7 protein-coding genes and 1 pseudogene are annotated in these 15,443 nt (G+C 50.1%); all 8 read right to left on the bottom strand.

The genetic code is table 11. The features are described from left to right. Positions 1-26 precede the first annotated feature (26 nt). Complete coding sequence (locus JS578_10460) at positions 27-2,450, bottom strand: glycoside hydrolase family 95 protein (protein ID QRX63283.1); 2,424 nt, start codon at positions 2,448-2,450, stop codon at positions 27-29. Between the two features lie 14 nt (positions 2,451-2,464). After that, the gene (locus JS578_10465; protein ID QRX63284.1) at positions 2,465-4,372 is read right to left on the bottom strand and encodes a glycoside hydrolase family 97 catalytic domain-containing protein; all 1,908 of its coding nucleotides are present in this window, start codon (positions 4,370-4,372) and stop codon (positions 2,465-2,467) included. Continuing rightward, positions 4,372-6,999, bottom strand: coding sequence for a DUF5110 domain-containing protein (locus JS578_10470; protein QRX63285.1), 2,628 nt, complete (start codon positions 6,997-6,999; stop codon positions 4,372-4,374). Before JS578_10470 ends, JS578_10465 begins: the two co-directional genes overlap by 1 nt. A 35-nt stretch (positions 7,000-7,034) precedes the next feature. After that, entirely contained in the window at positions 7,035-7,796 is a 762-nt protein-coding gene (locus JS578_10475; GenBank protein ID QRX64991.1) for a sialate O-acetylesterase, read from the bottom strand. Positions 7,797-7,814: 18 nt separating this feature from the next. After that, positions 7,815-9,827 (bottom strand): annotated as a pseudogene (locus JS578_10480) (hypothetical protein). 131 nt (positions 9,828-9,958) lie between these two features. Further along, the gene (locus JS578_10485; GenBank protein QRX63286.1) at positions 9,959-12,505 is read right to left on the bottom strand and encodes a glycosyl hydrolase 115 family protein; all 2,547 of its coding nucleotides are present in this window, start codon (positions 12,503-12,505) and stop codon (positions 9,959-9,961) included. A 13-nt stretch (positions 12,506-12,518) separates the two neighbouring features. Next, positions 12,519-13,790 (bottom strand): glycoside hydrolase, encoded by a 1,272-nt coding sequence (locus JS578_10490; protein QRX63287.1) that lies wholly within the window; start codon positions 13,788-13,790, stop codon positions 12,519-12,521. Between the two features lie 60 nt (positions 13,791-13,850). Continuing rightward, on the bottom strand, positions 13,851-15,434 hold the full coding sequence (locus tag JS578_10495; GenBank protein ID QRX63288.1) for a glycoside hydrolase 43 family protein: 1,584 nt from the start codon (positions 15,432-15,434) through the stop codon (positions 13,851-13,853). Between the last annotated feature and the right edge of the window lie 9 nt (positions 15,435-15,443).

Raw genomic sequence — 15,443 nt, forward strand, 5'->3', positions numbered from 1 at the left:
AGATGTGTGTTGTTGATATAACCCGTTTATTTCTTCCTGATATGATATCGTTTACCCGCTTTGGTCTTCAAGTCATACTCATAGACCTTAAGGAGTTCATTTCTTTCGGTAGCAAGAATCTCATCACTTATCAGGGGTGTTTTCACCTGTTCCTTTTGAAAGAGGGGATTGGGATTTTCACCTGATGCCGGAATGAGTCCTTTTCCCTCCAGTGGCACGTAAGAGCGTATACGCAGATTCCCTCCCAACCGGGAGATGAAAGTGGCTTCCTGCAAAGTGCCTTTCATCCAATCAATAGATACTTCGAACCCTCCACGGGCTATGATACCCTTCACTGATCCGTTCTCCCACCTTTCCGGCAATGCCGGTAACAGGTGAACTGCCTCATCGTGACTCTGAAGCAACATTTCCGCCACACCGGCTGTCAGACCGAAGTTACCGTCAATCTGAAAGGGTGGGTGTGCCGTAAACAGGTTTGGATAGGTTCGTCCGTTTCTCAATGGTCCGTTACCGGCCAACGTCAGCATGTTTTGGATGATACGGTAGGCATGATCACCATTCAGGAGACGTGCCCATAGGTTCACTTTCCAGCCGATGGACCAGCCGGTAGCCTGGTCGCCGCGATAGAGCAGTGACTGTCTGGCAGCATCAAACAGCGCCGGTGTGGAGTAGGGGGATATCTGGTTCCCTGGATAAAGACCATAGAGGTGTGATACATGACGATGTTCGTTTTTAGGATCATCCACATCATCAAGCCATTCTTGCAGCTGTGCGTGTCTGCCTATCTGCATTGGTGGCAATTTGTCGGCCATATCACGCAGCTGCCTGCTGTAGTCCGGATCCTTCCCCAACAAGTTGTTTGCTGCGGCTGTACGGGTGAACAGGTCGAACAGCAGCTGGTTGTCCATGGTGGTGCCGGCTGTCACTGGGCCATGCTCAGGTGACACCGAGGGACTGACCACCATCCAGCCGTTGTCCGGATGTGTGACCAAGGTGGAGAGAAAAAAGTCGGCAGCCCCCTTCATCACGGGGAAATATTTCTCCAGGAAGAGTTTGTCGCCGGTGAAGAGATAGTGTTCCCACAGGTGCTGGCAGAGCCATGCACCACCGGTGGGCCACATCCCGGCTGCTGCAAAGTCGACTGGACCGGTGATCCTCCAGATATCGGTGTTGTGGTGCACTACCCATCCGTCGGCGTTGTACATACTGCGTGCGGTCTCCTGACCGCTATGACTTAGCTCTTCCATCATCCGGAAGAAAGGGGTGTGGGTTTCCGTGAGGTTGGTCACCTCTGCCGGCCAGTAATTCATCTCGGCATTGATATTGAGCGTATATTTGCTGTCCCATGCGGGGTGGGTACTGTTGTTCCATATCCCCTGTAGGTTGGCTGGCTGTCCCCCAGGTTGTGAGGAGGAGATGAGTAAGTAACGCCCAAATTGTGTTAGCAGCGTTACCAAAGCAGGATCTTCTGTTTCTTTGAAAGATGCGATTCGCTGTGTAGTTGTCAGCCTTTGGGTATCAGAGTACTGTCCCAGTTGAAGGCTAAAGCGTTGGAACTGTTTGCCATAGATCTCACTATGCTTTTTGAGGGCCTTGCTGTATTTTTTTGAGAGTGCCGCTTCCAGTAGGTCAGAGGCCACTGTCGCAGGATCTCTGTCCAGGGATTGATAATCCCTGAAACTGGTGCCAATTGAGATGTATAGAATCGCTTCCGTAGCATTGATGATGCGGATCTTATCTTCACTCACCTCCACTGTTCCACCACTTTGTCTGATTGCTGTCTGAATCTCATATTCGATTTTCCCGTCGATTCCTTCATGGTCAACCCCTTTGCCTCTTAGTACCAGCCTTTCATCACTCTTCGTGACGGAATGTTGTGCCGGGTTGCGATAGGAAGCTTCAAAAGAGATGCTTCTCTTTTTGTCAGCTGTTAGCCGCAGAATGATCACGTCATCGGAAAAAGAGGTGAATAGCTCACGTGTGTAGGTGACACCGCTCACTTTATAGCGTGTGGTGGCAACTGCCTTTTCAAGGTCCAACTCACGATAGTAATCTTGCCAATCGCTGTGATCCTTAAAACGTAGCATCAGACTGCCGGCTGTCTGGTAGGGCATCCCATGTGGTCCCCCGAAAAAGGTCTCGTTGATTCGTTTGTCGGCTTCTCCGTACTCTTTTCGGAAGATCATATTCTGTACTTCCTTTAGCGCTCCGGCCGCTTTCGTGTTGTCGTTCCGGTGGGGTGATCCGCCCCAGAGGGTCTCCTCGTTGAGTTGTATCTCCTCCTCAGCAGGATTGCCATAGACCATCGCTCCCAGCCTGCTGTTGCCCAGGGGGAGTGCTTCCTCCCACATCTTTGCAGGTGTGTCGTACCACAGTTTCAGATCCTGTGCAGAGAGATGAAGAGAAAACATGAAAAGAAGTGACGTGAAAAAGAATGGTATTCTGTTCATAACGGATGTTCTATTTAATTGATAATTGCTATAAAGCCACCGCGGGGAAGGCAATCCACCTCAATCGTTTCAGGGAAATCTGAGAGTGGTGATGCTTCTTCAACTGCAAAACTTCTCTGATCAACTCCATCCCCGAAAAGGGTGATCGTGTCGTGTGTTCCGTCGAGTGAGAGATGTGGGAGTGTCAGCATAAGAGGCTCATCGGTGCCGTTGATGCCAGCCACATACCAGCTATCCCCTTTACGTCGGGCCAGTACCACCGATTCCCCCGGGTAACCGTTCAGCAGTTTTGTCTCATCCCATGCCGTGGGTAGCCCTGAGAGAAACTCCCTGACTGGTTCGGGAAGAGAACGATAGGATTCGGGACGATCGGGCATGTGTTGTAGTGCCGACTCGAATAAAACGGTCAGTGCCAGCTCATGGCCGTGGGAAGTGATATGGGGGTGTTGTGAATCACTGAAGGTGCCGGGAGTGTAATCCATCGGTCCGACCACATTTCTGGTAAAGGAGAGTGTCGCGTTGTGCCTCGCTGCTCTCTCTGTCAGTATTGGCCGGTTGTTGTACCACTCTGCACCATAAACTGCTTCCACGGTCATCATGTGGGGATAAGTACGCTGCCATCCACGGGGCAATGTTGCACCATGGAAGTTGATGAGCAGTTGAGGATCTATAGCATCTTCCAGCAGGTCCAGGTAGTAATTCATTTCTGCATGCCCATCTCCATTGAAGAAATCAACCTTGATACCGGAAACACCCATTTCGTTCAGTTTACGATACTCGTTGAGCCTGCTTTCTTTTTCGTTCAGCACAAACAGGGGACCCGGTGCTCCTTCTCCGTTCCAGCTGGTGGAAGAGTTGTACCACAACAACGTCTTAATCTCTTTCTCTGCTGCATATTGGACTGCCTCGTTGACTGTCCCACCGTTACCCATCTCATTCCATTTCCAGTCAATCAGATTGTAGGGCCATTGCATCTCTGCAGCCAGATCAATATACTCTTTAACCTTTTGAAAATCGTTTGAGCCGTTGTTGTGTGCCCAGTAAATCCAGGCGGCGGGACCCGGGGTGATCCAGCTGGTATCGGCAACTTTCGAAGGTTCGGAAACATCAGTTACCAGTGTTGATTCCACAACATCAGCCAGTGTCCCGATAATCAGGACCCTCCAGGGCGACTCCCAATTGCCTTTTACGGGTAGTATCTTGTCGGCCAATTGCAGGCGGTAGGCACTGCTGTCGGCAGCGTTATCCAGATGTGATCCGCAGCGATTACGTTGGATGTTGGCTTCGGTAATCAATACAAAAAGGGAGTCTGCCGGCTCCAGCAACAGCGGATAGGACCAGCGGGTGTTGATCTGGCCTGAGCGTGGATCCCTATCGGATATCCCGCTTTGGGTGTGGGTGTAGAAGCCTTCGTAGTCGATCTTCAACGGCTGGTTCCACCGTTTGATGCCCTCAGCAATCGGATAGGTGGTGGCCTCCTCCGTGATATTTTCTCCCTCATCTACGCTGTTAAACCGATAGCGGAAAGCCACCCCGTCATCGTAGGTGCGAACAATAAGATCCAACTTCTCTCCCGTCGGATTTTCGTAACTGTAAGTGCGTTCAAATCCGTGGTTGCTGCAATTTCTTTTCTTGCCCGTGATCATGGTATACTCCTCCACGATCTCCAACGGTGATGTAACAGTTACAAGCTTCATGCTGTCTGTCAGGTTCTGTCTGTCTGTTTTGAGTCCGGTGAGCAGATTGTCGAAAAGTGTGTAGTTGTTGCCGGCATTTCTGTAGGTGATGGTCAGGGTAGGTTGACCAACTGTATTGCTTGCCTCTACCCTTATTTTTCCGTTTGGAGATGTGAGCGGTCGCTGGCCGGATAGACAGGAGGAGGTGATGCTGAGCAAGAGTGCCAGATATAAAATTCGTTGCATTATCTCTCTTTTTTATCAAGTAATGTGATCTTTTTTCTCTTTCCGTTATAGGTTACTGAAACAGTTTCGTTCTTGTCTGCATGAGGCTTTACCACCACCAGATGAAAAGTGCGGATCTGCTCCAAACCGGGGAAAGTACCCTTACGTGCTCCGATGGTTAAGGTTGCAGCCGCCTCATTCCATTTCATCTCAATGGAACTGAAGAAGCCCTTTTCATATTGATAATTGTCGCCTTCATCTTCATAAAGGGTGAAGGATGCATCTGCACCCGGATAAATACGTATCTCTACCGGTTCGTCCGATGACTGTGATGTGAATTGTTTGGCAGGGCCCATCGGAATGATTGAGCCGGCTCTGACAAAGAGGGGGATGGCGGTGAGATCGACAGGAACATTCAGTATCTGGCCTCCCTCAAATTTTACCCCACTCCGGAAATCGATCCACCCCTTCTCCTGTTTGGGAAGATAGAGCGACCACTGCTTTACCCCCGGTTCGGTTACGGGTGCCACCAGGAGGGATGGGCCGAACATGAATTGATCTTTTTGTTCCAGCGCTGTAGGATCGTCGGCAAAGTCCATCACTAACGGACGCATCAGGGTGGAGCCGCTCATGCTGACTCGAGATGCTTCCGAATAGATATAGGGGAGCAGTCGGTATCGTAGATCGAGGGTCTGCGACACCACTTGTTCAACCGCTTCACCATATCGCCAGGGCTCGGTATTGCTCATGTAGCCATGGACCCTCAATAGCGGAAAGAAGGCAGCGGTCTGAAACCAGCGGATGAAGAGCTCGTGATAGTCGGGGTTGGTGTACTGGTCTGAAGGTCGAAAGAAGCCGCCGGCGTCGTATGTCCACCAGGGTAAGCCCGTGCTCATTTGACCAAGCCCGGCGGTGATCTGGCGACGAAGTGTCTCCCAGTCGTGACCGACATCACCCGACCAGGTAGCAGTGCCATACCGCTGCATACCGGCAAAGGCGCTGCGTGTGAGGATGAAAGCACGCCGTCCCGGATCATCCTTTCGCAGTCCTTCGTATACCGTCCTGTTCACATAGAGCGGGTATACGTTGCGAAGGAGTTCTCCAGGCAGGGTGCCGTTCATTATTTTTCGGTGTTGAAGATCATCATTCTCCGGCTCGGTGGCATCCAGCCACCAGGCATCGATGCCGTAGGGGAGCATTTTCGCGGAGAACTGCTCCCAGTAGGCGGCAGCCGCATCAGGATTGAAGAAGTCAATCCAGTCGCTTCCGGGGATATAATATCCCTTAGCGTTCATTTCTTTACCTACCTCCGACTGTTTGTCAATTTTCGACCATACAGAGATCATCATACGCATGTTCATTGCATGAAGCTGACGTACCATTTCTGCCGGGTCAGGATAACGATCCTCATCAAAACGCATGGCATTCCAGCCATACTTACCCCAGTATTGCCAGTCCTGCACGATCACATCGACAGGGAGCCCTCTTTCTCTGAAGGTACGGGCGTTCTCGAGCAGCTCATCTTGTGTGTGGTAACGTTCCCGGCAATGGATATATCCGAATGCCCAGCGCGGTAGCATGGGCGCAGCTCCGGTCAACTGACGGTAGCTGGCAATCACCTCGTCACCATTCCCGGCAAAGATGGTGTAGTCGAGTGCCTCTGCCACCGGGGAGGAGAGGATGGTTTCATCGGTGACGGCTCTCCAGTAAAGCTGGGGTCGGTCCTTTTCTTCTCCCTCTACGATGACCTGATGGGTGCCTGCTGACAGATGCGCGATGAGAGAGGTAGTTGGGGGTAGCCAGATGTTGTTGACATTGACCAGTGTATCGCCGTCGATCACCAGGTGATGCTTGCGCGCCATAGTCTGCCCCACATCGAGCATCAGTGCATAGCTGCCTGTTGCGGGAATCGTAAGCGAGCCGGTGAAACGGTTCATCTGCCTGGTCTCCGTTCTGTTGCCACTGGTGCCGGTGGCTTCCACCGTAATGCGCTCTCCCCGTTCATCATTGCGCTGAAGTAACAGCACCTCTTCAACCGGGTTGAGGTCGGTGAGCCCGTAGTTGTTCCAGAGTAGCCCATACCCCTTGCTGGAGAGGACGAAGGGAATGGCTATCTGACTGTTCACCTGTGTGAGTCGGCGCGACAATCCCCTGATGTTCAGTTGACCGTCCTGGAATTGTCCTGTGCCGAACAGATATTCGTCAGGAGGAGAGTGAAACCGCTGCATCACCTTATATACAGCGAGGTTATCCAGGCTGTCCGCCACCATGACGCGTCCCCCTACTTTTTCGCTTAGCAGGATTTTTCCTTGATGATCGGTAAAACAGAGCGTTCTATTTTCCCGGTTGAAAATGGCAATGATCCTCTCCAACTCGATCCTTACCGACGTTTCATCTTCAGTAACCCTGTAGAGGGGTGGTGTCACCTGTTCGCTGTAAATCAATTCCTCCGGGTAGAAGCGCGCTTCTGTTTTTTTGAAAGTGACACGAATGGTTCGCTCGTTTAGGGGGTTGAGACGAAGAATACCCCCGTCGCTCTCGATCATCACTCCTTTCCCGGCATCAACTATCTGAGACTGGGGTGAGGCGGTGAGCGACAGGAGCATCAACCAGCAGTAAATCAGTAAAACAGTTTTAAAGTGTGTCATTTCAGATCAGAGGTGTTGCATAATTTATCTTGGGTTCACTTATTCAGGATAGAGAGCATTCGTTCGGCATAACGTTCTCCCAGCATCTTATAACCTTCGGCCGAGAAGTGAAGATTGTCCGGTCCGTCTTTACAACCGGCTGAAGAGATGACATAGCTGTTGGGAATTACCTCAGGAAGCGTCTGTATGATCTCATTCATCGATGCACAGATGCCCCCCTGGTCGGCATGTACCACTTCACCAGCCAGCAGTGGAACGGAGTTGGGTGCCAGACCCACATCTTTGAGCAGGCTGTCATACACTTTTTTTACCTTTAGCGGCCAATCCTTCTCACCAGTGTTTGATTCTCCCTGATGAAGCAGGATTCCTTTAATTACACCACCGTTTTGGCGGGCAACAAGAGCCATGTCCACAAGGCGCTGGTATGGATTACCGTCATACTCCGTGACCATGTTCTTCAGCCAACCCGGAGAGGTGGCTACATACTCCTGGTAGTTCTCCTTGTCAAACAGTTCTATCTTGCATCCACCTACAGCTACGTTGACGACTCCCACCTTGATGTGGGAGGGCAATTCAGCCGTCATCTTGCGTCCGAAAAAATCAACCGGTCCCAAACCTGTATGGCAACGTACCAAAGGAGGGTTGGCTTTATACCACTCTCCTTTTACCCGACCCATATCAGGACAATCAACTGTCTGCAACACCCTGAAACGATCATCGATACCAATGGTATCCTCCGGTTTGAACCGTACATGTCCTTCCATGTTTGATTGACCAAGACAGAGGTAGACATGCATCTCTTCCTTTTGTGTCTCAAACCGGATCTGGTATGTTTTGACCACACCATTGAAGTCAAACTCAACCTTCGCAACACCTGTTGGTGAGTCGGCCTGAATCACGTTCACCTTCACCTTCTTGTTATCAGCTGAGGCCGAGACAGTAGGCGTTGTTGAACCTGCGGGAAGCATACAGGTGGTTTCATAGAGGTTATATCCCACAATACCGTTTTTATTGGTCGATCTGACAGGATGTTCAGGAATTTCTATTTCATTTCCGTTGACGGCAATGGTTACTGTTGGAACTACCGGAGGAGCGATTTTCTTCTTTTTTGAGCTGAATCCGAGTCCGATCAAATCGAAGAGTTCCGTTGAATTCTCACCTTCAGCTACCAGAAAGATCGCATGTTTCTTGTCAAGGTGATCCACGTACTTGGCTACATCGATGGTAAACTGTGTCATTTCCTGTGCAGAGTTGGCCGGAACAACAATCTCACCGATCTTCGTGCCACTCCAGGTTTCATTCTCCCAGGGACCGTCGAGCCATACATTCACCTTGAAAGATTTCGATGTTCTGGGTGTCAGGAACAGGTTGAATGCGGTTTTGTTTCTTTTTTTGGTTCCCTTGAATGCTTTCAGCCCTTTGGTGTCTTTTTTCAGTCCGCCAAAACCGAAGTATTTGTATCCGATCACGTGACCATTCTTCACATTACCGATGGGCATGTGGTTGTTCCAGATATCCCACGCATCCTGCTGGATACTGATATCAGACAGGTAGGAAGCATAACCGGCGGAATAGTATTGATAGGGATCAAGTCCATAGATATGAAATCCTTCAGAGGTTACCTCGGCACCCTTGTATTCATTTCCATTACTGTCTTTGGCACTCCATTTCAAGTCGTCAGCGTATGGATCATATGCACTGATGGTCACCATTCCACCTTCCGACACCGGCTTTTCATCCCATTCCACCTTGACGGGAGCTACCATCGGCTGGCGTGCAAAACCGAAGCTGCGCGGCGGTCTGTGGTAAAAGACGTACCATTGGTCGTTGATCAGTTCGATACTGCCATGTGTGTTGTGTCCGGCATAGGAGGTCTCGATGGCCGATCCATCGCGATTCAGTACCGGAGCCCTGGAGTCTACGAGTACTCCTCCACTTCTCCAGGGACCCAGTGGTGAGTCGCCCACGGCATAACGCAGTGTGGAGTTGGAGCTGCTTACTCCATACTCGGGACCTGAATAACCACTGAAAACCGTAACATACTTGTTCCCCACTTTGCGTATGGAGGATGCTTCAAAGAAGTTGAATGTTTTTAAATCCTGATCCGGATAAATCTGTGGGTAATGAGTGCCCTCCGGATCGCGGATCATGCCGTAACGGGCACTGGCAGGAAGGAAGTAGCTGATTACCTCGGTTCCCGGTCTGAGGGAGTACATGGTCTTCTGATCCAACTGTGCAGCCAGCGATCGCTGGAATCCCCAGTAACCGTATGCCCTGAAGCCTATCTCATAATCGGGATCGGCAGGATCGGTAACATATTCAATATAGACAGCCGGGTCGAAACCCAGGATGCTTCCGGGAATGGTACTTCTGCCATCTTCGGTCAGGTTGATCGGGGTAAAAGGCCCGTCGGGGCGGCTACTTTTGGCTACCATCGCCTCTCTGCGGGGACCACGGCTGTGCGGATAGAGATAATACTCTTTCGTGCCATCCTTTTTCCTGACCTCTACCAGGTCGGGGGCATACATCACATCCCACTGACCATCTATCTGATAAGTAAAGATGGGACCTTCATCTCTCCAACTGGAGAGATCCTCCACGGGAGCCGACCACATCCTGATATCAGGACCACAGTAGCTGGTAACGCGCAGGTCATGCGAGCCGATGATGTAAGCGCGGTATTTTCCCGGATTGTCAGGATCTTCAAATACGCGGGGTTCCCCATCAGGCAAGTGTTCCCAGAGTGGCAAATAGGGATTACCGGCTCCCTGGTGGACGAATTTTTCTTTAGGGCTATAGGGTGGGGTAGGGTTCTGTTGCCCCTTCACCAGGAATGAAGCTAAGAGAAAAAATGCCATGCAGAGCATTGTCAGTTTCTCTTTTTTTGCAGTGAATCGTAAATTTTTCATCAATGTTCAGTTATTAAGTGTTACAGTATTATCTGTTCTGATCTCCGATCTTATTTCTTCAAATTCGCAGTACTCTTGCGCCTGCTTTCCGGGGGTCCCAGGTAGCTTGGGTTCAACCCACCTGTATCGATTACGATCTTTTGCAATACGATTCCCGGATCCAATACGCGGTAGCGAAGGGTGTGGATGCCCGGTTCAGTGATGGTATGTCGGGTACCCGACCGGATGATATGCTCTGCCTGCCACCTACCCAGTTCTCCGCGATAATGACCGTTGAAGTTGACTTGCTGTGGCGTTTCTTCGTCGAAAGATATCACATACCGCAATCCTTTGTTGTCGTTGAAGTTGAGTGTGGGGGCCAACAACAGTTGCACTTCAAATTCTCCTGTTGATTCAAAGAGGATGTCATACTCCAGGTAAATCTCCTCCTCCGGAGAGGGATAACTATTGTGCGGCAATGTGGTGACACCCGAAAGAGTTTTACCGAAGTGGGGAATCACCGACCAAAGGATGTTACCGGCCTCTTGGCGACGGGCAAAATTTTCTGCCTCAATGGAAACATATCCGTTTTGTTCAACGAAGATCTTTTCAGCAGCGGTCTCTTCTGGTGAGAGGTAGGTGACCCGTGGCATGATGTTGCGTGGGGGTTGCTGCCAGGAGGTATAACCGATACGGGGCTGGTCCATCATATGCGACCATTTGCCATTGGCGATGACCGTGTTGTATTCCACCTGCAGCAGCGAGTCGCGCGTAAAACACTCTTTCACCTTGTCGGCATAGAGGTTTGCCCGCAGATCTTTTTTATTCGCCAGTTGCCGGTTCATTGCCACGGCGTAGTACATCTCGTATAGATTGCTGCTGGCATTTACCGGATATAGCACCAGCTGGTAGTAAGCATCCCTATGCTTTGCCGGCAGTTGTGCATGGATACGGAAAGCATCCAGTGCAAGGGAGCGGTAGTCGTTCACCACTCTTTCAAACTCACCGTAATGTTCCAGGCTGTATGTCTTTTCATTCAGCATTTCAGGGGTGATCCTTCGGTTAAATTTCGCATAGAGGGTGAGGATACGGGCAATCTCTTCTGCGTATGTTGAGCCAAATTGTTGTGCAGCCCACTCTGTGGTATGTTCCACAAGGTTGTACGGATTAAATTGTTCGGGATCCCAGGCCATATCGAGAAAGAAGCTGATGGGGTACTCCATCGGTTTGAGGTCTCCCACGTTAACGATCCATAGTCTGTCTACTCCATGTGTATAGGCAAGGTTCATTTGTTCCCATACCCGCTGAATGGGGTTGATGTTGATCCATTTTGAATTGCGGGGAGCACCTACATAGTCGAAGTGGTAATAGATACCATAGCCCCCTTTTCTGGGTTTAGTCTCTATGTTGGGCAGTTTGCGTATGTTTCCCCAGTTGTCGTCACATAGGAGAAGTGTCACATCATCCGGCACCCGCATCCCGTGGTCATAGTAATCCTGTACCTCTTTGTACAATGCCCAAACCTGGGGTGTTTCTGTTGCCTTTTTGCCGGTCACCTTACTGATGATCTTGCGCTGATCCGCGACGATCTTTTCCAAAAGGGCGATGTTCACCCCCTCCTCCATCGCTTCGTCACCGTCACCGCGCATGCCGACGGTTACAACCTTTTCCCAGTCGCGGCTACGTTCCATGCCATATTGCCAGGATTGTTGGAGTGCTTTGGCATTTTTGTTGTAATCCCAGATGTTTGAAAGGTTGTTTCGTTCCACATACCGGTGCCAGTCGGTCTGTGCCATCGCCATCGGTTCATGGTGTGAGGTGCCCATGATGATTCCCATCTCGTTTGCCAAAACACCGTTTTGAGGGTCATCATCGTAAAAGGCACTGCCCCACATTGCCGGCCAGAGATAGTTGCCTCTCAGTCGCAGTATCAACTCAAACACCTTTTCATAGAAACTGCTGTTGAAACCGCCAAAGGTGGCGTTGGCCCAGCCGCTCAATGCCGGTGCTTCGTCATTGAGGAAGATGCCGCGGTAAGTCACTGCTGGTTCCCCGTCACTGTAACTTCCTTTTTGAAAGAAGAGCTTCTCTTTTCTCTCAGTCGGCACATCTGCCCAGTAATACCATGGTGAGACACCCATTTGTTCTGAGAACTCATAGATCCCGTAGATGGTTCCTCTCTTGTCGCTACCGGCAATCACAATGGCTTCCGCAACACCCTCAAAGGGATTGGTTATCGATTCTATCACAAACATCTCACGCTTCCCCTGAAGTTTCGATGCGTCAAATTTATTTTGTGCTACAAGGGCATCCACAGCTGATTGGGTACCAAGGGTGCCGATAATGATCAGTGGCATCCTGGTGGGAGAGAAGTTTAACATCACTTCGGGCCGATGACCGGTTACCTGTCTAAAATCTTTTTGCAGGTCATTAACAGCTCGCTCTACTCCCTTGTCTGCATCCGGGAATAGAAGGATATCAGCTCTTCTGTCGCCATCAAAAAGCACCAGGTTATTGCTCTGCTGTTGTGTGGTGATGAACTTATCTGCCCCGGTAAGGGTAAAGCTAATGCAGCCAATAGCTGCAATCAGGATGCATAAAATTCTTCTTCGTTTCATAAGCTCTAATTACTTATTTTTCATTGTGTGGGCATATGATCCGGTAATTGCCGCTCAGGTGCATGTAAGCAAAGAGCTGTAAGAGTCCATCGTAATAGGCATCGAAATAACCATCCTCATAGGGTTCATGTCTGCTATTCCAGAAATGATCTACAAATTCACGGCTCTTCTCATGCGAGCATACCAGAGATACTGCAGCCGCCGAGGCTACCAGTCCCAGTGAATGGCGCAACTTCTCATAGCCGCCTGCTCCGAGTATCTCTGTTACCGTTGTACCGTCTACATTGTATTGATCCACAAACTGATCCAAGCCCTGCGCATAGAGAAAGTTCTGGATGTTGTGGCCATATTGCTGTTGCCACTCCTGATCCACGCATGCCCAGCTGTAATCGAGGGCAATGTTCATCGGTACACGCCAGGAGTCGAAACGAAAGGCGTCACCGATGATGTGCCGGCTGTAGAGCAGTGAGCCGTCATAATGGCTGTAGTCAGGGTTCAGTCCTGTTTCAGGATGAATAACCTTCTTCAGGTAATCACGACTTTTATTTGCACATTCCCTCCAGTAATCGGCTCTACCATCTTCCGCCCAGCGTGCCCACACTTCGTAAAAGGCAGGAAGGTGATAGGAGGGGTCAGTGAATCCGGCACCGAAACCGGTAGGTACAAAGGTGATCAGTTGTTGTTCAGGATGGATCAGTGGTGTGACACCCTCTTCGCCTGTTTTGTCCATGGAGCTGTTGAGGATGAACTGTGCTTCTGAGAGGTAATCGATACCGCTCTCATTGCCCCAGCGGTTGGATGCAAAGATGAGAGATGTGATAAAGTACAATTCCCCGTCGGAAGCGGGCCCTTGTGAGTTGGGTGTTCCGTCAATACCGCAACTCCAGCGGAAGTATCCTTTTAGCGCACCTTCCTGATGCTGCATGTAGTGTCTGGACCATCGCCAGAGACGGTCGAACATCTCCTTTTTATCCATCTGTACGGCAATCATCATGCCATATGACATCCCTTCTGAACGGACATCGTTGTTCTTGATGTCTGAGATGTATGCCATAGAGTCACCGGTTTCGAAGTAGATCTTCTGCGGACCTTCGAACAGGTTTGAGAATATCTCCTCTAACCTTGCATCGATCTCTTTCTGTTTGTAACCCATCTCGGCTAGGAGATTGCGGTAATCACCGGTTTCAAACGCCCCTTTGTCTCTTGGCACCAAGGTGGCAGATGTGCAATTGGTCAGTTGCATACAACTTAACAAATAGAATAACAATAACAGTTTATTTTTCATATCATATGATTGTCAGATGACAGATACAACTACCGGGATCGTTTTTTTAGAAGTCGACTACTATTCTGAGATACGATCTTCAATTCGGTAGTAGTCGAATTCAGAATATCCCCCTGTTTCTTTGGTGGCATAGTATGTCAGCCCAAAGCGGTAACCCATGAAATGGGGGAGGGTATAGGCCATCTGCAGGGTGTTGCCGATGGGTTCCCAGCTCACACCATCAAAGCTATAGAAGCATCTTGCTTTGTCCGTACGATCTTTGAAATCACATTCAATCTTCAGATGTACGCCGTTTTGGTTCAACGATATGGATGCCACCTCCACCGGCTCTTCTCCTTCACCATTGATCATCACCACCGTATAACGTTCATTTTCCTTTTTTACACCCACAAAGGCATATCTTCTTTGCAGGGCGATCATGCCCGCATAATCACCGTTTTTCATATGGGTGATCTCCACGAAGGTGGAAGCTGCACTCTCCGGCCCGAAGGTGCGTTGTGTCAGCGTGTTCCGTGCCTGTAGGGGAGAGTTGTCAATTCTACCGCTGGTGAGCCTGAGATAACCCGGAGAATCGGTGAGCGACCAGAAACGGTTGTCGGGATTGTGGTTCCATTGCCAATAGAGGGGCAGCGGATCATCATCAGGCATTCGGTTGAACTCATCAGAGGCCACGATGCCCCACACCCCCAGATTTTCCGATGCCGGAATATCAAGCGTGTCGGGTACAGCACCCTCTATCCCCAGAACCGGCCAATCATTTTCCCATGTCATTGGCATCAGATAGGGAATTCGGCCCACTGCTCCGTAATCGCGGAACATATAGGCAAACCATTCTCCTTCCGGAGTATCGATGATGCTCCCCTGCGCGATACCTCTGTCCCTGAGCAGAAGCTTGCCTTCGTAGGGACCTTCGATGTTTTTTGCCCTGTGCACAATTACCGTCCGCATGTCGTTGGGTGGCCAGGTGATGTTAAAGAGGTAGTAGAATCCATTGTGCCTGACCATCTGTGATCCTTCAGCCGGAAGTCCTACTTTTTCTGAGGCTACCTTGCTGGCATTGGGTATGATCACCTGGTGCATGCCACCCTCCTTGAGTCCTGACAGCTCCGGGGTGAGTTCTGCAATACGTATGTCTCCCGCGCCGTAGATCATGTATACCTTGCCATCTTCATCAAAAAAGAGAGTGTGGTCATGCAGTACCGGTTTAAAACTTTTTTCTTTCCACTCTCCTTTTTCGATGTTGTCGGTGGTGAAAACATGTGTTTTACCCGATGTCGCAGAAAAGGTGGAGACATAGTAAAGCCCCTTGTGGAAACGAATACTGCTGGCCCATGAGCCTGCACCATAGGCGTTGTTCCCGTTTTCCAGGCGGAGCTTTTCGTTGTCGGCAAGGGTGTCATAGGCGTAGCTGACCAGTTTCCAGTTCACCAGATCCTTCGATTTCATGATTGGCAATCCGGGGCTCATGTGCATGGTGGTGCTACTCATGTAGTAGGTGTCACCCACCCTTATCATGGCCACGTCGGGTACATCGGCCCAGATGATTGGATTGGTTGCCTTTCTTATGTCACCTTCTGACGCTGTGCTGGTAGAGAGTGAGAATAGGCAGAGTAGCAAAATAGATGTTGCAAAAAAACGTTTCATATCTTGAAT

The sequence above is a fragment of the Dysgonomonadaceae bacterium zrk40 genome (genome assembly GCA_016916535.1).
Taxonomy (GTDB): Bacteria; Bacteroidota; Bacteroidia; order Bacteroidales; family Dysgonomonadaceae; genus Proteiniphilum.